Below are 950 nucleotides of genomic sequence, written 5' to 3'. Positions count from 1 at the left end.
TGATTCAAAATTATCTGGCGTAATTTCATGGCCTTGCGGTGCGGCGAACGAAGAGCTGGATCGAGGCGATGAAGAGCCAGGCGGTGGCGGAGGCGACGGTCTGCTCGAAGTCCTTGGCGAGGCGTCGGTTTCGATTGAGCCAGGCCAGTGTTCGCTCGACGACCCAGCGTCGGGGCAGCACCTCGAAGCCCTTCGCCACATCGGAGCGTTTGACGATCTCGACTGTCCACTTACCGATCCGGCGCAACGCCTGCCTGAGCTTGTCTCCAGCATAGCCGCCATCGGCGAAGACATGCCGCAGCCAAGGGAAGCGATGGATGATTTCGGCCAGAACCAGCGGTGCACCATCACGGTCCTGGATGTCGGCGGTGTGGATCACGGCGTGGACCAGATTGCCCTCGGTGTCGGTGAGGATATGACGCTTTCGCCCCTTGATCTTCTTGCCCGCGTCATAGCCGCAAGGCCCGCCCGATTCCGTGGTTTTGACACTCTGGCTGTCGATCACCCCGGCGGATGGCGAGGCTTCCCGCCCCACCGCCTCGCGCCCGATCAAGAGCAGGGCATGGTTCAATGAGAGCCACAGCCGGTTGTCGCGCCACAAGTAGAACCAGCGCCGCACTGTCGAGACCGGCGGGAAGCACGGCGGCAACATCCGCCACGGCAGGCCCCCGCGCAGCAGATACAAGATCGCCTCGACAATCCGCCGCAGTGGCCACTTGCGCGGGCGACCGACATGCGATGGCGGCGGCAGGAACGGCTCGAGCAATGCCCATTCGGCATCGGTCAAATCACTTGGCAATGTCAGTTCTGCGCGGGCATACTGCGCCCGAGTGGTGTCGGTCCACATCGTTGAAATCCTTCGGCTTGTAGCAAAACCGCTGAATCAACGACTTGGGCAGCCGTCAAGCTAACCCGCTGATACCACTCAACTTAATTTCAGATCAGGCTCT

1 protein-coding gene is annotated in these 950 nt (G+C 61.5%); it reads right to left on the bottom strand.

What is annotated here, in order from left to right:
* Positions 1-25 precede the first annotated feature (25 nt).
* Positions 26-847, bottom strand: coding sequence for an IS5 family transposase (locus B2G71_RS23585; protein WP_098109096.1), 822 nt, complete (start codon positions 845-847; stop codon positions 26-28).
* Between the last annotated feature and the right edge of the window lie 103 nt (positions 848-950).

Source organism: Novosphingobium sp. PC22D, assembly GCF_002556635.1.
Taxonomy (GTDB): domain Bacteria; phylum Pseudomonadota; class Alphaproteobacteria; order Sphingomonadales; family Sphingomonadaceae; genus Novosphingobium.
This window is presented reverse-complemented; position numbering and strand designations above follow the sequence as displayed.